This is a genomic window from Marinobacter sp. LV10MA510-1 (assembly GCF_002563885.1).
Classification (GTDB): domain Bacteria; phylum Pseudomonadota; class Gammaproteobacteria; order Pseudomonadales; family Oleiphilaceae; genus Marinobacter.
In genome coordinates this window covers 4,259,361-4,281,174 of record NZ_PDJA01000001.1, presented here as the reverse complement: position 1 = coordinate 4,281,174, position 21,814 = coordinate 4,259,361, and the positions used below count along the sequence as shown (strand labels likewise).

General features: G+C 53.5%; 17 protein-coding genes and 1 pseudogene. 11 read left to right on the top strand and 7 right to left on the bottom strand.

What is annotated here, in order from left to right; all coding sequences use genetic code 11:
- Positions 1–196: 196 nt before the first annotated feature.
- Complete coding sequence (locus ATI45_RS20745) at positions 197–559, top strand: DUF488 domain-containing protein (RefSeq protein WP_098421436.1); 363 nt, start codon at positions 197–199, stop codon at positions 557–559.
- A gap of 104 nt (positions 560–663) precedes the next feature.
- On the opposite strand, the gene ATI45_RS20740 is transcribed toward ATI45_RS20745, so the two are convergent.
- From ATI45_RS20740 to ATI45_RS20730, 3 genes are all read right to left on the bottom strand, one after another.
- Positions 664–2,043, bottom strand: a complete 1,380-nt coding sequence (locus ATI45_RS20740; protein ID WP_098421435.1) for an NAD-dependent succinate-semialdehyde dehydrogenase — start codon at positions 2,041–2,043, stop codon at positions 664–666.
- 249 nt (positions 2,044–2,292) lie between these two features.
- Positions 2,293–4,317, bottom strand: coding sequence for a PhoX family protein (locus ATI45_RS20735; protein WP_098421434.1), 2,025 nt, complete (start codon positions 4,315–4,317; stop codon positions 2,293–2,295).
- Between the two features lie 200 nt (positions 4,318–4,517).
- Positions 4,518–5,600 (bottom strand): endonuclease/exonuclease/phosphatase family protein, encoded by a 1,083-nt coding sequence (locus ATI45_RS20730; protein WP_098421433.1) that lies wholly within the window; start codon positions 5,598–5,600, stop codon positions 4,518–4,520.
- 150 nt (positions 5,601–5,750) lie between these two features.
- On the opposite strand from ATI45_RS20730, the gene ATI45_RS20725 reads away from it, so the two are divergent.
- Entirely contained in the window at positions 5,751–8,426 is a 2,676-nt protein-coding gene (locus ATI45_RS20725; protein ID WP_098421432.1) for a mechanosensitive ion channel domain-containing protein, read from the top strand.
- Positions 8,427–8,572: 146 nt separating this feature from the next.
- Positions 8,573–9,586: a class I fructose-bisphosphate aldolase gene (locus ATI45_RS20720; RefSeq protein WP_098421431.1), complete on the top strand. Its 1,014-nt coding sequence runs from the start codon at positions 8,573–8,575 to the stop codon at positions 9,584–9,586.
- 25 nt (positions 9,587–9,611) lie between these two features.
- Here the strand turns inward: ATI45_RS20720 and ATI45_RS20715 are convergent, their stop codons facing one another.
- The gene (locus ATI45_RS20715; protein ID WP_048384520.1) at positions 9,612–9,791 is read right to left on the bottom strand and encodes a hypothetical protein; all 180 of its coding nucleotides are present in this window, start codon (positions 9,789–9,791) and stop codon (positions 9,612–9,614) included.
- Positions 9,792–9,891: 100 nt separating this feature from the next.
- On the opposite strand from ATI45_RS20715, the gene nspC reads away from it, so the two are divergent.
- Both nspC and ATI45_RS20705 read left to right on the top strand, forming a co-directional pair.
- Entirely contained in the window at positions 9,892–10,989 is a 1,098-nt protein-coding gene (nspC, locus tag ATI45_RS20710) for a carboxynorspermidine decarboxylase (RefSeq protein WP_098421849.1), read from the top strand.
- Between the two features lie 83 nt (positions 10,990–11,072).
- Positions 11,073–12,314, top strand: coding sequence for a saccharopine dehydrogenase family protein (locus ATI45_RS20705; RefSeq protein WP_098421848.1), 1,242 nt, complete (start codon positions 11,073–11,075; stop codon positions 12,312–12,314).
- A gap of 157 nt (positions 12,315–12,471) precedes the next feature.
- Here the strand turns inward: ATI45_RS20705 and ATI45_RS20700 are convergent.
- Positions 12,472–12,738: pseudogene (locus ATI45_RS20700) on the bottom strand (CoA transferase); the annotation flags it as partial.
- 248 nt (positions 12,739–12,986) lie between these two features.
- Here ATI45_RS20700 and ATI45_RS20695 point away from each other — a divergent pair.
- From ATI45_RS20695 to ATI45_RS20680, 4 genes are all read left to right on the top strand, one after another.
- A complete protein-coding gene (locus ATI45_RS20695) occupies positions 12,987–13,481 on the top strand; it encodes an MgtC/SapB family protein (RefSeq protein ID WP_098421429.1) in 495 nt (164 codons plus the stop codon).
- 436 nt (positions 13,482–13,917) lie between these two features.
- Entirely contained in the window at positions 13,918–14,952 is a 1,035-nt protein-coding gene (locus ATI45_RS20690; RefSeq protein ID WP_098421428.1) for a hypothetical protein, read from the top strand.
- Positions 14,953–15,090: 138 nt separating this feature from the next.
- Entirely contained in the window at positions 15,091–15,642 is a 552-nt protein-coding gene (locus ATI45_RS20685; RefSeq protein ID WP_098421427.1) for a hypothetical protein, read from the top strand.
- Positions 15,643–15,883: 241 nt separating this feature from the next.
- Positions 15,884–17,200 carry an MATE family efflux transporter gene (locus ATI45_RS20680; RefSeq protein ID WP_228736033.1) on the top strand — a complete coding sequence of 439 codons (1,317 nt, stop codon included), beginning with the start codon at positions 15,884–15,886 and terminating at the stop codon, positions 17,198–17,200.
- 69 nt (positions 17,201–17,269) lie between these two features.
- On the opposite strand, the gene ATI45_RS20675 is transcribed toward ATI45_RS20680, so the two are convergent.
- Complete coding sequence (locus tag ATI45_RS20675) at positions 17,270–17,842, bottom strand: glutathione S-transferase family protein (RefSeq protein ID WP_098421425.1); 573 nt, start codon at positions 17,840–17,842, stop codon at positions 17,270–17,272.
- 158 nt (positions 17,843–18,000) lie between these two features.
- On the opposite strand from ATI45_RS20675, the gene ATI45_RS20670 reads away from it, so the two are divergent.
- On the top strand, positions 18,001–18,801 hold the full coding sequence (locus tag ATI45_RS20670; protein ID WP_098421424.1) for a dienelactone hydrolase family protein: 801 nt from the start codon (positions 18,001–18,003) through the stop codon (positions 18,799–18,801).
- Between the two features lie 160 nt (positions 18,802–18,961).
- On the opposite strand, the gene ATI45_RS20665 is transcribed toward ATI45_RS20670, so the two are convergent.
- The gene (locus ATI45_RS20665) at positions 18,962–20,737 is read right to left on the bottom strand and encodes an acyl-CoA dehydrogenase C-terminal domain-containing protein (RefSeq protein ID WP_098421423.1); all 1,776 of its coding nucleotides are present in this window, start codon (positions 20,735–20,737) and stop codon (positions 18,962–18,964) included.
- Positions 20,738–20,992: 255 nt separating this feature from the next.
- Here ATI45_RS20665 and ATI45_RS20660 point away from each other — a divergent pair, with 255 nt between their 5' ends.
- Positions 20,993–21,736: a ParA family protein gene (locus ATI45_RS20660; protein WP_098421422.1), complete on the top strand. Its 744-nt coding sequence runs from the start codon at positions 20,993–20,995 to the stop codon at positions 21,734–21,736.
- Positions 21,737–21,814 lie beyond the last annotated feature (78 nt).

Here is a 21,814-nt window from a genome sequence, read left to right as displayed (position 1 = left end):
CATTAAGATTTGCCCACCTACCGTCGTGCCTGTCATCAATCAGCCCTGCTATGCGCGTTCGCGAGCTATGCTGATAGCAGGATTGAGCCGTGCCTGTCCTTAAAAAGTCTTTTTAAAAGTCTCTTGAAATGAGTGAAATCGGGGACAAGTTTCAAATCTTCCCCTATCTTTACATAAAAGCCTATTGGAGGATGCCATGACCGAAATTCGCCTAAAACGCGCCTACGAGGACGCAGCTAATTCCGACGGACCACGCTTGCTGGTAGATCGTTTATGGCCCCGCGGTGTCAGTAAGGAAGATGCGAATATTTCAAACTGGTTGAAAGAGCTGGCTCCGTCTACCGATTTGCGAAAATGGTTCGATCATGATCCGGAGAAATGGGAAGAATTTCAGAAACGCTATCTGAAAGAATTGAACTCTACAGATAATGATTCGCTTACAGAACTCAAGCAGTGCGTTCAGCAGCACAAGCGACTTACCTTGGTGTTCGCCGCCAAAGACACGGAACACAACAACGCCGTGGCACTGAAGGCCTTCATAAAAAACGGCGACGTATAACGAAATAAAGCCCGAAACTTGCTGCTCCAGAGGGAGCCAGAAAGAAGGGGACAGATTTCAAATCTGTCCCCTATCTTGTTAAGACTAACAGCAATTCACTTCAATCAACCATCGTTGATCATCACGCCTTTCACATTCACAAACTCGAGCATGCCAAAACCACCTTGCTCACGGCCATAACCGCTTCCTTTTACCCCGCCAAAGGGCATGTTTGGCAGCGCTATGTTGTAGCCATTTATATTCACCATTCCGGTGTCCATTTCGTCACGGGCAATGCGGGTCGCTTCTGCTTCATCTGTAGAAAAAATACCGCCACCCAGGCCGTACACAGAATCGTTAGCGACTTCGATCGCTTCGGCTTTGTCTTTTACCCGAATCAGCGCGGCCACGGGGCCGAACAGCTCGGCGTCGTAAGCAGGCTGGCCTGGGGTGACATTTTCCAGGACTGTGGGAGGGTAATAGTAGCCCTTACCCTCTGGAATCTCGCCGCCCAACAAGCAGGTGGCACCGGCGTCGATCGACTGGCGTACCTGATCATGCAGGCCATCCCGCAGATCTTTTCGTGCCATGGGGCCGATGTCGGTTTTAGGGTCGGTCGGATCGCCAAATGTAATGTTCTTCATCGCGGCGACATAGGCGTCACGGAACTGATCATAAACCGCGCCTTCAACTATAAAGCGTTTAGCCGCAACACAGGTTTGGCCCGCGTTATTAACCCGGCCCTGGACGCAAAACTTCACCGCTTTTTCAATATTGGCATCCGCCAGAACCAAATAGGCATCATTACTGCCCAGCTCCATCACTGTTTTCTTCAGTACCTTACCCGCTTTTTCCGCGACCACGCGGCCCGCACCCGGGCTGCCGGTAAACGTAACGCCGCGAACACGCTTGTGTTCGATCATCGCGTCCGACACGTCGTGGCTGATCAGCAGCGTGCGAAAAGCGTTCTGGGGCAAACCGGCATCGCGATACAGCTGCTCGACCTCAAGGGCCATACCCCACACGTTGGCGGCGTGCTTCAGCAGTACGGTATTACCGGCCATCAGGTTAGCGGCGCTGTAGCGAATGACCTGATACAGCGGGAAATTCCAAGGCTGAATGCCGTAAATTACGCCTTGGGGCTGATAAGTTACCAAGCCACGGCCACCGTCAATGTCACGGGTTTCGTCAGCCAGTACCTGGGCGCCCTGATCTGCGGTGTACTCGCAAATGGCCGCGCACAAATCGCATTCCTGCTTGCCATCCGCCAGAGTTTTACCCATTTCACGGGTCATCAGCGCAGCGTAATCGTTCTTGCGCTCGCGGATCAGTTCAGCGGTTTTGCGCAGCACATTCGCGCGATCCTGCAACCGCGTTTTCCGCCAGTCCAGAAAGGCCTCGTGGCACTGATCAACAATGCCTTCGGCTTCTTCCCGGGATATCAAAGAATAGGTTTCAATCACTTCTTCCGTTGCCGGATTGATTGTCTGGTTTGAATCTGACATCGCTATGCCTCCTTCAGGTGGAATTGCGTTTCAGAACCATCGCCCGGTCAATCCGAACGAAAGCAATTGATAGACGTTAACACGCCGAAAAGGCGCCGACGGCAAGGTTACAAGATTGTATAACGGCGGCCATGTAACGCCAACGGAGTGAGGGCAAGCACACTCTGGGCATGAAACCGGGGACAGATTTGAAATCTGTCCCCTATCTTGTTTGCGCCGCCTTATGCCTGTCCATGTCAGGCCGCGCGCTCAGGCGCCGATCACCCCGTTGTCGTCGCGGGTAACGATGACGGTTGCATCCCGCGGGTGATCGCCCTCGGTGCCAAAGGGCCAATCTCGAGCCGGATGCTGAATGTTCACAAACATGGATCTAACGTCCGGCGTGGTCACAACACCGGTTACCTCACAACCCTGAGGCCCCACAAAAAAGCGCCTGATGTCCCGGGTTGCGGGGTTGGCCGCTAGCATCATGTTGTTCTGGTAGGGTGCGGCGTCAGAGCCATCGGTCTGAATCCAGAGGCGGCCATTGTAGTCAAACCATAGGCCGTCCGGGCTGTTGAAGATATTGTCATCCGTCAGCGACACCACAACTTTTCCATCTACGATCGTCTCTGTGCCCTGCTCCCCGGCAAACACAAAAATATTCCATTGGAATTCAGCTGCGGCAAAGTCTTTATTGGCTTCGCTCCAGCGAATAATGTGGCCCGTGCGATTTTCTGCATTGGGGTTGGCCGCATTCACCTGTTCTTCCGTGCGTTTCGAGTTGTTGGTCAGGGTGAAATAAACTTCGCCCGTGTTCGGGTCAACCGCGCCCCATTCCGGGCGATCCATCGGCGTAGCTCCGGCAATATCGGCGGCCAAACGCGTATTCAAAAGAACATCCGCCTGATTTTCAAAACCCTCGAACAGAACAGCACCCACCGATGAACCTTGTGCAGCCTGCACGCGGGCCGCAAAATCCGGGTTATCAAGCGATAACGGAAGCCAGTCACCGGAGCCGTCTTCGTTAAAGCGGGCGACATACAGGGTGCCTTCATCCAGCAGATAGCCGCTGGCGGTTGCCGCATAATAAGGCCGCGAGGAAACGAACTTGTAGATATACTCAAAGCGGGTGTCGTCGCCGGAGTAACAGACAACGGGTTTACCTTCTTCAACCGGCGCAAAAATGACGCCCTCGTGCCCGAATCGACCCAGAGCTGTGCGTTTCTGAGGTTTGCTTTCCGGCGTAAACGGATCAATTTCGACCATATAACCGTAGGTGTTTGCTTCGTTCCGATAGTCGTCTTTAGCGCTTGCAGCCGCGGGTGTAATGTTGAACCGAACGTACTGGTCCTCGCCACTGTCTGCCTGTTCCCAGTCGTAGCGGGTAGCACTGCCAACACCGTGACGGGTCTGCTCCCGTGGCTGCGTTTGCGAGCCGTTCGCAAAGTAGCCGTGCCAGTTTTCCTCCGCCGCAAGGTAGGTCCCCCAGGGCGTAGGGCCCATCGAGCAGTTGTTCAGCGTGCCCCGTGTCTGGGTGCCATTCGGGCTGAAGCGGGTTGACAGCTTCTGGTAACCACGAACCGGCCCGCGGATATCCATTTCTGTATTGCCCGTCACCCGGCGATTGAAAGGGCTTCCAAACACGATGTCCCAGATGCCCGCACTGTCTTGCTTTATATGCACCACCGACACGCCGTGCGCGGCTATTTCCTTGCGCACTTCATCGGCCGGGCGCATGCCACTCTGGTTATAGGTGGGGCCGTCAGGGTGCAGGGCTTTCTGGTTCATGTATTCATGGTTCATTACCAGCAGCCCCTCATCAGAGCGGTTGCCGCCAGCTTTGAAATCAATCGGGAAAAAGTGCATGCCATCGTGGTGCATGCCCACCTGCTGCTCCTGCTCGGCGCCAGAGTTAGACGCGTCAGCCCTGAATTCCGGGTAAGACCCGGTAATTGGGGTTCCCCAGGGCAGGAAAGCTTTTGCCGAGTAGCCCGCAGGCACAACAACATTATTGGCGGTGGATACGGCGATCGCGTCAAAGCCAAGGGCCGTTGTACTAACGTTATCGCCATCAGGGTCTGAACCTGCACTAGCGCTACTGCTATCGCTGCCGCAGCCTGCAAGGCCGAAACCCATGATGCTGGCCAACGCCGCACCCACGCCGCCTTTCATCAGGGTACGGCGCTGCACACGTGCATTCAGCACATCATCGAATACTTTGTTACCCGAGTGATTTACAACCGGCTCATAATCGGGATCCAGATACTTGGAATCAACGTTGTGCTTCGCCATGTTATGCCTCTCCTAGTTGCTCTCAATCATCGAAAAAACAGATGGTGTCTGGAGCACAGTGTCGGCGGGAGATATGACAATGCGGAGACGGTCAAAAGAAAAAGCATGAGTGAGTGAGGAGGGAGTGATGGGCAGGCACATCTTGTATAAAGCTGGGAACCGGGGACAGATTTGAAATCTGTCCCCTATCTTGTTGGGCCCTATTTGCCTGGCTCGGGCACATCCTGCTTGCTAACACCTTCATCCCGGGCGATTTCCCGGGCCCTGCCGCGTTCGTCCGAATCCGCATCCGGCGTTTCCGGTTTGGAGCGCCTGTCTGACACATACTCAAGACTTGTCAGCAGCGGAAAATGATCAGACCCGATGTCTGGTAAGCGGCGAATGCTCTTCAGATCAAAGTGTTCGCTGTGAAACAGGTGGTCCAGGGGCCAGCGCATAAAAAAGTACTTCGCGTGGAACGTACTGAACATGCCCCGGCCAACCCGCGGATCCAGCAGCCCGCTGATTTTACGGAACAGCCGCGTAGTGGGTGACCAGGCCACATCATTCAAGTCGCCGGTCACGATGGTAGGCTGATCATCGTCAGCAACGCTTCGCGCCACAATGATTAACTCGGCATCCCGCTCTGAAGACTCTTCATTTTCGCTGGGGCTGGGTGGCGCCGGATGCACGAAGTGAATCCGTACTTTATCGCCAGACCTGAGTTCTACCAACCCATGCACAGACGGAACACCGTCTTCCACCAGATACGCCTTCTCTGCCTCGTGCAATGGAAGCCTGGAAAACACGTGCATGCCGTACAAATTATCCAGCGGACATTTCACCGAAAACGGCATATCCGCATCCAGCACCGCAAGCTGGTCCTCCCACCACTGGTCCGATTCCAGGGTTACCAGCACATCAGGCTGGTGTTGTTTAACCAACGCAATCAAAGCCCCGGCGTTGCGGTTGGGCGTTAACACGTTCGAGGTCATAATCGTAATAACCCGCGCCGAATCACCACTAGCCGCAGATTTAACCTCTTTACGCCACAGCAGCGTGTAAGGCAGAACCCGCCATAACTGGCTGGCCAGGCACAGCCCCGTGGCCGCAATTAACAGCCAGCTAAAAATGCTACTCCAGTCTAGAAACACCAGCTGAAACACAATAACCAATGATGCCACCACGGCGATCTGCAGCCGCGGAAAATCGAACCCACGAACGCTCCAGTGGGGGTTCCGCCATAACGGCAATAACGTTGCCAACACGATAAAAGCGGTAAAAAAAACAAGAGTCAGAGTCATTAGGCTACAATTTCACAATGAATGAAGTTGGTTATATCCTGCGCGCCTCTGCGGTGCGTGTCCATATTCAACTTTCTGTGGTCAACTTTGCCAAACCGGGGACAGATTTGAAATCTGTCCCCTACCTTTTACCGCCAGGATCGCACGTTCATGAAGCAACGTTTTTCCCGACACGCATTTTTGACAGTATGGCTGGTCGGGATGTTTCTGCTGTGCTTTTCAACGTCGTCTGCTCTTGCCGAAGACACCGACAAAGCCGCGAATCAAGCCCCAGAGCAAGCGGAAGAAACGCCTCAAAAACCAGAAGAAGCCCGCCCGGCAGTGCAACCGCAGTTGCAGACCGGCTCCGATGCAACCACCGAGATTGAACTGCCAGACGCCGTTAACGCCGACATTCAGCAGCAAGTCCGTGCGCTGGGCCTCTCACTGGAACAGCGCCGCATTGCCGTTGCCTCCAGCCGCCAACGGCTGGTTTACGCCGAGTCTTTACTCAGCCGCCTGAAAGACGAATACGAAAGCTTCGAACTGAGGCTTGAAACCGCGGGGCTGAATCTGACCTCCAACTATGCCAGCCTTTTAAAACAGCGGCTTGAACGGCTGCAGCGGCAGAGTATTGCCAGCGATTTGATTGAAGGCATACAAGACAAACTCTCCGCAGCGCGGGAGGAGCAGCTCAAGCTTGAAGAGTTCGAAGCCATTACCGGGCCCGGCGACGATGTAAGGGGCCAACTGCGCAGCCGCCGGTCAGATTTACTGCGGGCGCTCCACAAATCGGTTACCGAGCATATCGACGTGCTGAACGATTATTACGGCACCGCGACCGCACTTCAGGACCAGGTTCTGGACTACCAGACGCTTTTGCAACAAAGGCTATTTTGGCTTCCCAGCGCCTCAAGGGTGGGCACCGAAACCTTCGGTGAACTTTATCAGGCAATCCAGTGGCTGCATTCAGAGCTCAAATATGCCCCGTTGAAAGAAGCCATTTCCGCGTCGCTGGCTGAACGTGCTGGCCGCATTGGGCTGATCGCAATGCTGCTCATCGTGCTGCTTTTCAAACGGCAGGCGATCAAAGAAAATCTGGCCGCCAACGGCCAGTTTATTGGCAATGTAGGACGCGACCTTACAGGGTCTACCCTGCTTGCGCTTATGAACAGCATTCTGCTGGCGCTGCCCGGCGTTCTTGTATTCTCCCTGGCGGCGCTTGTTCTTATGGAAGGCGCCGCGTTCTTTTCGGCTTTATCCAAAGGTTTTACCGCGGCCGCCTTCATTATGTTTTTACTGGCTCTTATACGAAACGTTGCCCGTAAGCATGGGCTTGGGGAAAGCCATTTCCACTGGAACGCCGGCTCCCTGAAGGTTATTCGCCGGTCACTCCCCATTCTTATGGCGTTTGTTATACCCGTTGCCATTCTAACCATCACTTACGGCTCCACCCAGGAAGGCGCGCAGTTTGATGACAGCCTGGGCCGCCTGCTGTTTATGGTTGTGTCTGTTGTGCTGGCGGTGTTCGCTCAGCGCATTATGACGGCAGTAAGAGCGCACAGACCCCACAGCCGGCTTTTGCGTTTCCTTCACATTATCTCGGTTGCCACACCGCTCGCGCTGGCCATGGCGTCGCTGATGGGCTACCACTATACGGCCCTTCAGCTTGAACGCAGCCTGTTCATTTCCATTTGCTGGCTGGCGTTTAATGCGGTGCTTTATTACCTGGGTTTACGGGCACTTTCCGTGCGTGAACGCAGGATCACTCTGGAACGCCTGGTAGAACAGCGCGCGGCCGAACAAAAAATAGCGGAAGCCAAAGAAGCGGCCGACGCACCCGGCGACGCACTTCCACTGACTCCGGATATGCCAGAAATGGACCTTGCAGACATTAGCCAGCAAAGCTCTTCCCTGCTCCGGGTTATGGTTTTCGTGCTAGCCCTGACCGGCCTTCTGTTTCTGTGGGCCGATGTTATTCCCGCCCTGCAACTGTTTAACGACATCACCCTGTGGACCATTGCAACCGACCTGGACGGTGGTGACCCACTGCCTATTACGCTGGCAGATGCGCTGCTGGCGGTGCTGATTGCTGCGGGCACCGTTATTGCCGCAAAAAACCTTCCGGGCACGCTGGAAGTCACCCTTCTGAGCAGAATGCATCTTCAACCTGGCTCCGGTTATGCCATTACAACCATTACCACTTATGTAGTCGTGCTTATGGGCGTGGTGTTTTGCCTTGCGGTGATTGGTGTTCAGTGGTCGAAACTGCAATGGCTGATAGCGGCCCTGGGAGTTGGTCTTGGGTTCGGGCTTCAGGAAATCGTCGCCAATTTTGTATCGGGCATTATCCTGCTTTTTGAGCGCCCTATAAGAGTGGGCGACACCGTCACCATTGGCGGCGTTACCGGCACTGTGTCACGCATACGCATTCGCGCAACCACATTGCTCGACTGGGACCGCAAAGAGCAGATCATTCCCAATAAAACCTTCGTCACTCAAGAACTTACAAACTGGACTCTGTCAGACCCGATTACCCGAATCGTTGTGAAGGTGGGTGTCGCTTACGGCTCTGACGTAGACGAAGTTCAGGCCATACTTACCGACGTTGCCCAAACTAACGAGCGCGTTGTAGATGACCCGGCACCGTCGGTTTTCTGCGTCGGATTTGGCGACAGCTGCATTAATTTTGAGGTTTGGGTGTTTGTAAGAGACCTGTTAGTAGACATGATGCCGCTGTCTCACGAACTTCACGCGTCCATCACAAAGGCCTTAACAAAAGCGAACATAGACATTCCGTTCCCGCGGCGTGATATTCACCTGCACACCCAGCCGGAGCCGAGCTGAGCTTTGAATCCGGGGACAGATTTCAAATCTGTCCCCTACCCTGAATGTGAGCGACACTTCAGCGCCCATGGCCGAGGAGCGGACTATACTGTTGAGCAAAGAAAACCGAGAAAGATTAAAACATTCACTATGGCATAGGAGCGGGCATGGATATTCACGCGGAATTACGTTCAACGATTCAGGATCTTGTTCAGCCAGGCAAGGGGATTCTTGCTGCGGATGAAAGCCACCCGACCATCGCAAAACGCTTCAAGGCGGTGGGTGTTGAATCCACAGAAGATAAACGCCGGGAGTACCGCAGCCTGATCTTTTCCACACCCGGGCTTGGAGAATTTGTCAGCGGTGTGATTCTTTTTGAGGAAACCCTGGGCCAGAACAGCCTGGATAATGTACCCATCACCAAGCTACTGCAAAGCCAGGGAATTGTGCCGGGCATCAAGGTAGATACAGGAAAAAAGCCCCTGATCAATGCCCCGGACGACGAAATAACCTATGGCCTCGACGGCCTGGATGACCGGCTGGAAATCTACAAGAACCAGGGCGCCCGTTTTGCCAAGTGGCGCGCTGTGTACAACGTTTCGGACACACTGCCCTCACGCCAGGCGGTGGAAGCCAACGCTGAAATGCTGGCCCGGTATGCCGCGCTTTGCCAGTCCAAAGGTATTGTGCCCATTGTAGAACCAGAGGTTCTGATTGATGGCAACCACACTCTCGAGCGGTCTGCAGAAGTGAACGAAGCTGTGATTGCGGAGGTGTTCAACGCCCTGCGCCGCCACCGCGTGCAACTGGAAACCATAATCCTGAAGCCAAGCATGGTAACGCCCGGCAAAGCGTGTGCGAAAGCATCTCCGGAAGAAGTCGCAGAAGCCACTTTGCGGGTATTACGCAGGGTTGTTCCAGCGGCCGTTCCGGGTATTAACTTCCTGTCCGGCGGACAGACTCCCGAAGAAGCTACCCTCAATCTGAACGCGATGAACAGCTTTGGCCAGCAACTCTGGAGCCTGAGTTTTTCTTATGGGCGTGCTCTGCAAGAAACGGCACAGAAAGCTTGGGCCGGCAAATTGGACAACAAACACGCTGCCCAGAACGCCATGCTCAAACGGGCCAGGCTCAACGGCGCGGCCAGCTCTGGGGAATATAAAGCGAAAATGGAAGACTGAGATCGGCTGTGATTTGCCCTGAAACTCAGAAAAAGAAATGCCGAATCATTTGCGCCAAAATCAACACGGCCATCAGCGGGAAAATGAACCGCGTGATGTTGCCATAATCACGGGATTCACCTTTCGGCGCATATTTCTCAACCAGCGGCAGAATAACGATCAGCGCCACAAACAGCACCGCCAGTATGATCAGTAGTGTTTCCATAATAAAAGTCCTTGAATACCGGATGTTGGTGCAAACAGATGTCAAAAGTGATGACCAAGAGCGTTTATCGTATATAATCTCGCGTTTTTGGGGGAAGAAAATGCTCAAAACGCCCTATTATCTGATCGATAAAAGCAAACTTCTGCGTAACCTGGAAATCATTGCCCGGGTGCGGGAAGAATCCGGTGCTAAATCCTTGCTGGCGCTCAAGTGCTTTGCCACCTGGGGTGTCTTTGACTTGATGCAAGAGTATATGGATGGCACAACGTCTTCTTCTCTCAATGAAGTCAAACTGGGTAAGCAAAAATTTGCAGGGGAAACACACGCCTACAGTGTCGCCTACGCTGATGATGAAATTGAAGAAGTGCTGGCTCACAGCGATAAAATCATCTTTAACTCCATCAGTCAGCTGCAGCGATTCTCTGAAGCATCTGCAAAAAAAACTCGGGGTTTGAGAGTCAATCCCGGTGTTAGTTCCTCGGATTTCACCCTTGCCGATCCGGCCCGCCCGCACAGCCGCTTGGGTGAGCACAACCCGGAAAAAATCGCCGGCGTTGTGGATCAGGTCTCAGGCTTCATGTTTCACAACAACTGTGAAAATGCCTCCTTCGAGCGCTTTGATGAACTCCTGCAGGTCATCGAAACACGCTTTGGACACCTGCTGGAGAAAGTCAGCTGGGTCAGCCTGGGTGGAGGCATTCACTTTACCGGAGAAGGCTACCCTCTGGAGCGCTTCTGCCAAAGACTGAAGGCCTTTGCTGAGCGTTATGCTGTGCAGGTTTATCTGGAACCCGGCGAGGCTGCCATTACCAACTCTACCAGCCTGGAAGTCACTGTTCTTGACCTGCTCAACAACGACAAAGACCTGGCGATTGTTGATTCGTCTATTGAAGCCCATATGCCGGATTTGTTGATCTACCGGGAAAGCGCGAAGCTTGAGCCCAATCGTGGTGATTACACGTATCAGGTTTGTGGAACATCCTGCCTGGCCGGTGATATTTTTGGCGATTTTCAGTTTGAAAAGCCTTTGCAGATCGGTGACTGCCTCTCTTTTCAGGATGCAGCAGGCTATACGATGGTCAAGAAAAGCTGGTTTAACGGCGTGAAGATGCCATCTATTGCGGTTAAACAACTGGATGGACGTATCGAGCTCGTCAAGTCGTTTAGCTATGAGGATTTTGTGCAGGCATTGTCGTAGAGTTTGCCGTAGGCGGCATGACCTGACAACATCTCGCTCTCAACGAATGCACAGCAGTTTAAACAGTGGAGTTTTGTCTGGAAATGAAAAAAAATGTCTTGATTATCGGAGGTGGGGGCGTTGCTCAGGTGGTCGCCCATAAATGCGCTCAGAATAATGACGTTCTGGGCCAAATCACTTTGGCTTCACGTACTCAATCCAAGTGTGATGCCATTGTTAAAAGCGTAGAAGAAAAAGGCAGCATGAAAGTGCCCGGCAAAATTCAAACCTTTGCGCTGGATGCCCTGAATATCCCCGCCACTGAAGAACTGATCTATCAGACAGAATCCCAGATTGTTATCAATGTTGGCTCGGCTTTTATCAATATGTCGGTGATGACCGCCTGCATCAATACCGGCGCTGCGTATCTGGACACCGCCATTCACGAAGAGCCGGATAAGATTTGCGAAGAGCCGCCCTGGTACGGTAACTATGAATGGACGCGCAAGGATGAATTTGCAAAGGCCAAGATCACGGCCATTCTAGGTGTGGGCTTTGATCCGGGTGTCGTTAATGCCTATGCCAAGCTGGCGGTTGGTGAATATTTTGACACGGTTGATTCCATCGACATTATCGACATCAATGCCGGGGATCATGACCGTTATTTTGCCACCAACTTTGATCCCGAGATCAACTTCCGTGAATTTACCGGGCGCGTTTGGTCCTGGCAGAATCGCCAGTGGACCAAAAACAAGATGTTCGAGAATAAGCGCACAGATAATCTGCCTGTGGTGGGTGAACATACCAGCTACATGACCGGGCATGATGAAATTCATTCACTGTCCAAAAACCTGGATGTGCCCAACATTCGTTTCTGGATGGGTTTTGGTGAGCACTATATTACGGTGTTCACGGTACTCAATAGCCTGGGATTACTGTCTGAGCAACCCGTGAAAACGGCAGAAGGCCTGGAGGTGGTTCCCTTGAAGTTGGTGAAAGCCATTTTGCCCGACCCTTCTTCCCTGGCGCCAAATTACACGGGCAAAACGTGTATTGGTGACCTAGTCAAAGGTCAGAAAGACGGCCAGGAGAAGGAGGTCTTCATTTACAATGTCGCCGACCATGAAGCCGCTTACGAAGAAGTGGGTAGCCAGGGCATTTCCTATACCGCAGGTGTTCCCCCAGTGGCTGCGGCCCTGTTGATTGCTGATGGCACCTGGGATATAGGCACCATGGCCAACGTGGAAGAACTGCCACCCCGACCTTTTCTGAACCTGCTTAACCAGATGGGGCTGCCCACCTGTATTCGTGATGAAGAAGGTGAAAGGCCGCTGATCTTTTCTTGATTTATTCTTCAGTAAAGACAAAAGCCAGCTATTGCTGGCTTTTTGCTGTTTAAGCGCCCAATAAATAGGTCCGTGCCTTTTCAATAAGGGACAGATTTCAAATCTGTCCCTGGCCTGCACTTTCCCAGGGTCGCCTGCCAACCAGGGTCCCATGCCTGTCCATGCTCAGTCTGTTACTTGCGGGGACTTCAGCCTTCGCCAGTGTTTCAAGTACCACCGATTGTTCTAACGATCCCACCCAGGCATCTATCACTGCGTAGAGTTCATCTCGCCGGGCGTCACGGCCGGCGTTGTCGTTCAGCATAGGGTCCCCGGCCAGATCGGAACGGCCGATCGCCAACATTAAACGCCTGAAGATCGCATCGCCATTGGCGCCGATCTGAACTGCCTTACCATCGGCGTTGGTATGGATGGAAGAGGGTGTTCGGTAGTCTCACGCTTGTCGGCAGTGAGACCTGGTCGTGTGGCCATGTTTATGCTGGTCTGGTTGGCATCACGGCTGGCCTTGTAGGCTTTGATACCGCGGCACAGGGTATAGACTGACTGTAGCGATCGGGGTTCCTGCAGGAATCGCCCATGGGGCCGAAACCTTCTTGCATTTTACCTTTCACATGTAACGGGCGCGAGCTCAGCGCCCGTCCTGCAGTGCAGTGCAATACAAGGAGTAACAGGATGTCCGTATGGGAAGTGATTGTCGCAACCGTCGCCGCGGAGTTTTCGGATATCAACGATATCGAGCAGAACACACGCGTCGGGGTGAGATTGGTGCTGGCTGTCTTGCTCGGCGGAGTGCTCGGCTATGAGCGTGAAAGTCAGGGCAAGGCCGCGGGCTTGCGCACCCATATGCTGGTGTCCCTGGGCGCCGCGTTGTTTGTCATCGGCGCAGATCCCACCGGCACTTTCAATGACGCAATGAGTCGCGTTATTCAAGGTGTGGTGGCCGGCATCGGCTTTCTTGGTGCGGGCACCATCATCAAGAGTGCGTCGCTGTCCAATATCCGGGGTCTGACGACCGCGGCTGGTTTGTGGCTGACGGCCGCCATGGGTGTCGCGATAGGTCTGGGCCAGGAAGTGATAGCCATTATGACTACGTTGCTGGCATTGATTATCTTGCATCTGGTGCCGCTTCTGCTGGAGCGCAAAACTGCGGATAAGGCGGACGACTGATTTCAAGCGGGCTCGGGCGCAAAAAGCTCGACAAGCGACAGGCCATGCAAGTCGCCAAGCTGACAACGCTTGTGTACACGGCAGCGCATCAGCTCATAGACAAAGCTGGGATGGTGGTTTGTGAGGACTTGACCTCACCCATCGCCCGCAAGCGCAGCTACGGTAAAACGACGAACCGTCGACTGAATACCTGGACAAAAGGGCTGATTGCATCAGCCGTTGATGCAGTATCTCAACGTAGATGTTCTACGTTGCATGTGGTCATCGCAAATGGACTCCTTCAATCCACGGGCTGTTACTCGGCACGCGAAAGGAGGATAAGTTTCACCGGCAGGTTAAACTGTGCCTGTCCATCACCAATCCTTAAGATAGGGACAGATTTTAAATCTGTCCCTGGTTTACACTGTTCAATCGCATCAACAAGGCACCCAACACCATGCCCACGCTCAACAACGATACAGCCAGCCAACTGCTTGAATTGCACGTGAAGCATGAGGTTGCCTCACTGAAGGGCGCAAAGCTTCGCAAGTTTTTGAAGCAAGAGGTTAATGAGCTTCTTGATCACGCGGGCAGTATCACGCTGAATCGCATCGCCTCGGAAAACCAGGTGGCAGACACCCTTCAGCGCGTTGTTGTGAACATGGAACTAAACGCAGGCGTCCCAGAACTGGCGGCCGAGATGGCAACCGAAGTTCTAAACGCGCCGATTCAGGAATCAACCACATTGGGGCAAATTGTCACCCAAGACCAAGTGACCGGCTTTCTGGATGCGGCGCTAGAGCTAAGGCACCAACGTGAGCGGATAATCAGTGAGATTATTGCGCACCCGATTTACCAGGAATTGATTTCAAACATGGTGTACCACGGCGTGGTCAATTACCTGTATGAAGACAACCTGATTACCAAGTCGGTGCCCGGCATTGGTTCGATGATGAAGTTTGGCAAGCGCATGGCAAACAGGGCTGTGCCAGGGCTTGATGAAACCTTTGAGCGCCGCTTGAAAGCGTGGCTTGCAGAGAGCCTGCCAGGGCTGATTAGCCGTAGCGAACAGTTTTTGCAGGGCGCGATATCCGACAAAGAAGTGCGCAAAACGGTTCTGGCTGCCTGGGCAGACGTGGAGGATAAAACGCTTGCCGATCTGCAAGGAGGGCTGGGTGCAGTTCAGCTACAGGACTTTGTGGCGCTGGGCTATGAGTTCTGGCTGCAGTTCCGCAAAACCGACTACTTTGAGGGCTGCGCCCGAGCGGTGGTTGCGCACTTGTTTGCGAAATACGGTGGTCGACCACTGACCGATCTGCTGGAAGACCTCGGCGTTACCCGTAAGGTCATCATGGCAGAAGCGGAAGCCTGGGCCATCCCGGTCATAGGCGTGCTTCAAGAAGAAGGCTATATCGAAGCTCTGGTACGGCGGCGGCTGTCAGCTTTCTATAAATCCGCAGCAGCACGCAAGATTCTTGAGCCGGAGTCCTAATGAATTAGCTCGAAATTACCTGTGCCTTTCTATCCACACCAATTATCGGTAACTGATCCATTGGCATGTATCCAACGTTTATCTAATTGGCTAACCTAAGCACTGATATACAGAGCGAATAATAAAAGGAAATTTATCATGGGACACATTATTGCCGGACGTTTTGACGCTCAAGAAAGCGCAGACCACACACATCGGGCGCTACAAGACGCGGGTTTTGAAGCCGATTCGTTATCGATTTTCTTTGTTAATCCCGCTGGTCAGCATGCCACCCACCCCGTTGGTGGCGATGAAGGTGCATCTTCAGGCGCCAAAAATGCTGACACCGGCGCATGGGCAGGCGCCGGTGTAGGGTCCGTAGCGGGAGCGGCTGCAGGCTCTGTAGCCGGCCCTGTTGGTGCCGTGATTGGAGGTGGCGTGGGAGCTTACACAGGGTCACTGGCAGGCGCTTTACATTCTACGGATGAGGCCGCGGAAACGGATAAACCCGACAAAGCGGAACCAGACAACCGCATAACGGAACGCAAATCCGGCATGCACTTGGCGGTGAATGTAAGCCAATCGGATACACAGCAAGTGATTGACCTTCTTCGCAAAAATCAGGCAAAAGATATAGAACAGGCCGAAGGCAAACTGGAAAATAGCAAGTGGATAGATTTCGACCCAACTTTGGCCGTCCGGCTGGTTTAGAGATAGCTTAACGGTGCCCGTCCGGGATGAAAACAGAGCACCTCATGATGGTGCTTGAATATGTATCCTCTATGACGGTTTTTAACACTCCCCATAGCAACAGGCGAAATGTAAGCGTGAAGAGCTCAGTAAAACAAGCGCTGCTGAGCTTATCAGGTTCAATCATATTTATTATTCGAAATTCGTCTTGAAGTACGCCCAGTCCTCACCCTCCCTTACGAGAGGCTCGGTCTTAGCCCACATGGTAAGGCTGTCAATCCCGGCATCAATGGGAATGGTGTTCAACACCCTGTACAACCTCACAGACATCTGGTTCGCGGGCTACCTGGGTGACGATGCACTGGCGGGCTTATCAATAGCTGGCAGCGTGTTTTTCCTCTTACTCTCCATTGGTCTCGGGATACAGGCGGGTGCGTCAGCCATGATTGCACCGGAGGTTGGGCGGGCCGGCATAAAAGGTGCCATAAAGGGTGGCACAAGTGAGATCAAGCACTGGATCGACAACGTCACTGGAATGGCCATTGGATTCAGTGTTTTATCCTTTTTGCTCGGGGCTTTCGCGGCGCGACCATTGGTCGTATTACTGGGAGCAGAGCCGAATATTGAGCCGTTAGCCATGGAATATTTGTGGGTAACATTGGCAGGTTCTATCGGCTTCACCCTCTCTTTTGGTGCCGCGGGTGCTTTGATGGCCCTGGGCGATACGAAGTCCAACCGCAACGCACTGGGCATTGGCTTTTTTGCGAACTTCGCATTAAACCCACTTTTCACGTTCGGCCTTGGGCTTGGCGTGACTGGCATAGCATTAGCGACCGTTACTATTAAAATAGCGACTGCACTTTACTTGTTACGAGTGCTTGCTAAACGGTTGAACATACGCATAAGACCGGCGTTCAACTGGCCTCGGTGGCAAGCTTTGCTCAAACAAGTGCTGCCCGCCAGCTTCAATACACTCACTATTGTTCTGGGTAGTTTCATTACCGTGGCGCTCATTGGGCAGTTTGGCAGCCATCACGTGGCAGGTTACACAGTGGGCTTACGGCTCGAACAACTACTATTGTTGCCCGCATTGGGTTTAAACAGTGCGGTTATGGCGATTGCCGGTCAGAACTTAGGCGCAGGCAACAATGCGCGCGTGGCAGAGACTTATCAAAAGAGTTTGTTGATTGGGCTAGCTATGGCAGTGGTTTCAATACCTGTTATGTACTTTTTGTCTCCGCTTATGATGGGTTTTTTCACCGACACAGATGCAATCAAGAACACCGGCGTAACCTATCTCAGGATCGATGCTTTAGCGTTTTATGCGTATGTGGTTTTATTCCAAAGCGTGGCTGTGCTGCAGGCAATGCGCAAGCCCATGTTCCCGATGTACCTTGGTATTGCAAGGCAACTGGTGATACCAGCAATCATCAATTATGTGCTGATTGTGCTTTGGGACTATCCCATGGTGTCCATGTTCTACACCATCGTGATTGTGGTGATGGTCAGTTCTGTGATCGCGCACGTTTATACTAAGCGGGAAATTAGCAGGCTGCCTCGGGCTGGTACACTCGAGTGATCAGATAGTAGCCTTTGGGTTTGGTGGATTGATCGCGGTGGCGGGCGCGCCACGCTGGTCGCAAAGAAGTCAGGCTTTGCGGGGGTCCGTTTCCGCGACCATAGGTTGTTGCAAATTATGGCCCCGGAATGACAACAAACTCTCGATGCCCTCAAAATCGACAAGAGCCCGGAAATCCAGCCAGTCAATCAGACTGAACAGACAGATTGACGGATAATGCCAGTCTGTGAATTCGCCCGCATCCACCATGGCTGACAACGTACGCAAGGTCGTCATGATTCGTTCGCGCTGGATGTTGTAAAACATCGCATCCTGCTCGATGTCGAGGCCGGATCGTTTCGACAACAGCATCGTGACACAGGAATCGTTAGCCGCATCAATCAACGTTAGCTGGTTTTCCTGATCCCAGCTCGGGGCGGCGATGCCCAGCTTAGCCCCAAGATAGCGAGCGATAACCCGGGAATCGTATATTTCCTGGCCATCATCATCCAGCATCGGAATTTTGAGCGCCGGGTTATTTTTACGCAACTCGTCTCGCCCCTCGCCGTAGATATCCAGGTTCACAAAATCATAAGGACGGTCCGCCAGCAACAGCCGGGTGCGTCGGACATAAGGGGATGTGGTCGAGCCAAGCAGCTTCATGGAGCCTCCGATTTATCGTGTTATCGTATAAGTGTCTGTAGCTAACCTCATAGCGCCAGACTGGGCAACAGGCAGTCCCGACAATATGGCACGGAGCGGCCGCTCATGAATAGTGAACAATCAGGCCTTACAATAACCAAAGCAAAAGGAACCGGATAATGAACATGATACAACGACTCGCGCTTACCGCGGCGACCTCTCTCGTTTTCACTACGGCAGCCTTTGCCGAGATAGTGTCTGAAACAGTGGAGTATACCGTCGATGGTGATTCGTTCACCGGCTATATGGTGTATGACGACGATGTTGAGGGCGAGCGCCCGGGAATACTGGTAGTTCACGAGTGGTGGGGCCACAACGAATTTGCCCGCAGCCAGGCCGAAAGGCTGGCTGAAGAGGGCTATACTGCGTTTGCACTGGACATGTACGGCACCGGTAAGCTGGCCGAACATCCTGACGACGCCAAGAAATTCATGCAGGCCACCATGGGCGACAAACAGGCACTCGAAGCCCGCTTCCGCGAGGCCATGAGCATTCTGCAGGACCATGAAACGGTTGACGAATCCCGGATTGCGGCCCAGGGTTATTGTTTTGGTGGTGCTGTCGTGCTTAACATGGCGCGGCTCGGCCTCGATCTTGACGGCGTCGTCAGCCTGCACGGATCACTGGGTAGCGACATCCAGCCCGAACAGGGCGCAGTTACGGCTAGGATTTTGGCCTACACCGGTGGCGCTGATCCGTTCGTTCCAGTGGAGCAGGTCACCGGTTTTGTCAGTGAAATGACCAAAGCCGGTGCAGACCTTAGCCTGACTGTGTTCCCCGGCGTCAAGCACTCCTTCACCTCCAAAGCGGCTGATGATACCGGTGAAAAGTTCGGGTTGCCCATGGCTTATAATAAAGAAGCCGCCAATCGTGCATGGGAAGGCACGATGGCGTTCTATCAGGATATATTTGCCCAGTAATCGGCCGTGTCGGTTGTCAGGGAGAACACTTGGGAGTTTGGACATGCCTGTCCATCACCAAATCAGTGATCAGATAGTAGCCTTCGGGTTTGGTGGATTGATCGCCCCTAAAAAAGCCACGCGGTGCGTGGCTTGATTCAAAACGCCGGGATTTAGAGGCTCACGCAGCCCAGTGATCGTCTCCCATATCCATCAGGCTGTCCTTGCCGCTTTCGATGTCGCTTAGCAACCAGTGAATTTCCGGCAGCAGCTTTTCAAAGTAAAAGCGGGCAGACACCAGCTTGCTTTCCAGCAGAGGCTTGTTGCCCTCCCCGGCTGCAATCTGCTGGCCGGCAACGTTGGCCATGCGTGACCACATATAGCCAATAACCGTCAGGGCCATCAGGCGCAGATAAGGCGTGGCAGCCGCGCCGGCCTGCTCCGGATCTTTTGGCGCGTTGGTTGCCAGCCATAGAGTGGCCTTTTCAAGCGCACTTACAGCGCCTTTCAGCTCATCGCGATGGGGTGCTTCCGGGTTTTCTTTCAGGTAGCTTGAAAATACACCAAACAGGGTGCGCACCAGCCGTCCACCTTTCAGGCTCAGTTTACGGCCCACCAAATCCAGCGCCTGTATGCCGTTTGTGCCTTCATAGATGCGCGCAATGCGGCCATCGCGAACCAGCTGCTCCAGCGGCCAGTCGGTGGTGAAACCCGAACCGCCCAACACTTGCAGGCCGATGTTCGTATTGTTGGAACCTTCGTCGGTCAGAAACGCTTTTACCACCGGGGTCAGCAATTGCACCAGATCATCGGCGGATTCCCGCACCAACTCATCCGGATGGGCAACCGAGAGATCCAACTGATGACCGGCAAACAGGGCCATGGCACGCATGCCTTCGTTCAGAACTTTCTGCCGCATCAGCATGCGGCGAACATCGGGGTGCACAATAATCGGGTCGGCCGGGCCGCCAGGGTTCTTTGCGCCACTCATCGAACGGCCTTGCAGACGCTCGCGGGCAAATCCAAGGCTTTCCTGATAAGCCATCTCGGCAAGGCCGAGGCCCTGCATACCCACCATCAGGCGTGCTTCGTTCATCATGGTAAACATGGCGCGCATGCCGTCGTTGGGCTCGCCCACCAGCCAGCCTTTGGCGCCCTCAAAATTCATCACGCAGGTCGCGGAGCCTTTAATGCCCATTTTGTGTTCCAGGCCACCACAGAAAGCAGGGTTGCGCTCACCAGACTCAGGCAGAACCTTCGGAACCACAAACAGCGAAATGCCTTTTGTGGTGTCCGGCGCGCCGGGCAGCTTTGCCAGTACCAGGTGCACAATGTTGTCGGTCAGGTCGTGTTCGCCGCCGGTGATCCAGATTTTGGTGCCCTCAATGGCGTAGCTGCCATCGGCGTTGGGCGTGGCACGGGTACGAATCAGGCCAAGGTCAGTACCACACTGGGGCTCGGTTAGGCACATGGTGCCTGTCCATTCGCCGGACACCAGTTTTTCCAGATAGGTTTGCTTGAGCTCGTCGGAGCCATGGGCGTGCAGTGCGCTGATAGCACCGTGGGTTAGCCCCGGGTACATGCCCAGTGAAAGGTTGGTGGAGCAGAGCATTTCATCCACTACAAACTTAAGCGTATGGGGTAGCCCCTGCCCGCCAAACTCCACCGGCGCGTCCAGTGAGGTCCAGCCACCGTCTACAAGTTTTTTGTAGGCCGGTTTGAACGCGTCAGGCGTTGTCACCGCATGGGTTTCAGGGTCGTAATGGCAGCCTTCACGGTCACCGGTTTGATTGGTAGGCTGAATGACTTCAGCCGCCAGTTTGCCGGCTTCATCAATAACCACAGAAATCAGATCCGGTGTGGCATCGGCGTATTTTTCCAGCTCATGAAGCCGGTCTACACCCAGTACATCAAACAAAAAAAAACGAAGATCATTCGCCGGGGCCTGGTATTTCATGAGCACTCCTTGGTCAGGTTTTTTACTTAATAGGATTATTTGGTCTTATCAGTGACAATTCATACGACTGTTTTAATTTTGTGGTTCACCCGTTTACGGCGTATTTTTGCCTGTTCAGGATCCGCCTTTCCGCGCAGGGTTAATCTGTGCATGCCCCTGGCCAGGCTGTGTCATAAAAGTGTCATCAAACAAAACCAAACGCCTGCTATCCTGTAGGTGTTAATTCACTGGGTTCAATACAGGAACAGGGCAGCGATGAGGATTATTGCGTTCTACAGTCCCAAGGGCGGAGTTGGCAAAACGGCGGCGGCCGTGAACATTGCATACCTGGCAAGCAAGGACAACTGCCAGACTCTGTTGTGGGATCTCGACCCCCAGGGCGCTTCCAGCTTCTATCTTTCCGGTGCCGCGCCGCTCAAAGGCAACAAACTCTCCAAACTGCTTGAGGGCAAATCGCCCATAGCCAAGTTTATCCACGATGATGTTTACCCCCGCCTGGATTTTATTCCGGCACACTCGAGCTTCCGCAACTTCGACATCAAGCTTGAGCAGGAAACCGATGGCAACCAACTCAAGAAGCTGCTCGCCCCACTTTCCGAAGAAACCAGCCTGGTGATTCTGGACTGCCCGCCTACGCTGTCACGACTAACCGAACAGGTGCTGGAGGTTGCAGACCAGGTTTACGTGCCACTCGTGCCTACCTGGCTGTCCATGAACAGCTGGAATCAGCTGCACGATTTTGCCAAGAGCAAGAAGTTAGGTGTTAAAAAGCTACGCCCGTTTTTCTCTATGGTCGATCGCCGCAAGAAACTGCACCGGGAGTTGGTTGAGCGTGGTCCGGAACTGATAAACAACTGCCTGAATGTGGCAATACCCTACGCAAGCGTGGTTGAGCGCATGGGCGAAGAGGGCAAGCCTCTGGAAAAACTGAGTCCCAGAAGCACCGCGGCCGGGGCTTATCGCCAGCTTTGGGCCAGCATTAAAAAAGACCTTTGGTGAGACCGGATTGGTTTGGTCAGTTAGGGGGACAGATTTGAGTTAGGGGACAGATTTCAAATCTGTCCCCGGGAGTAAGCT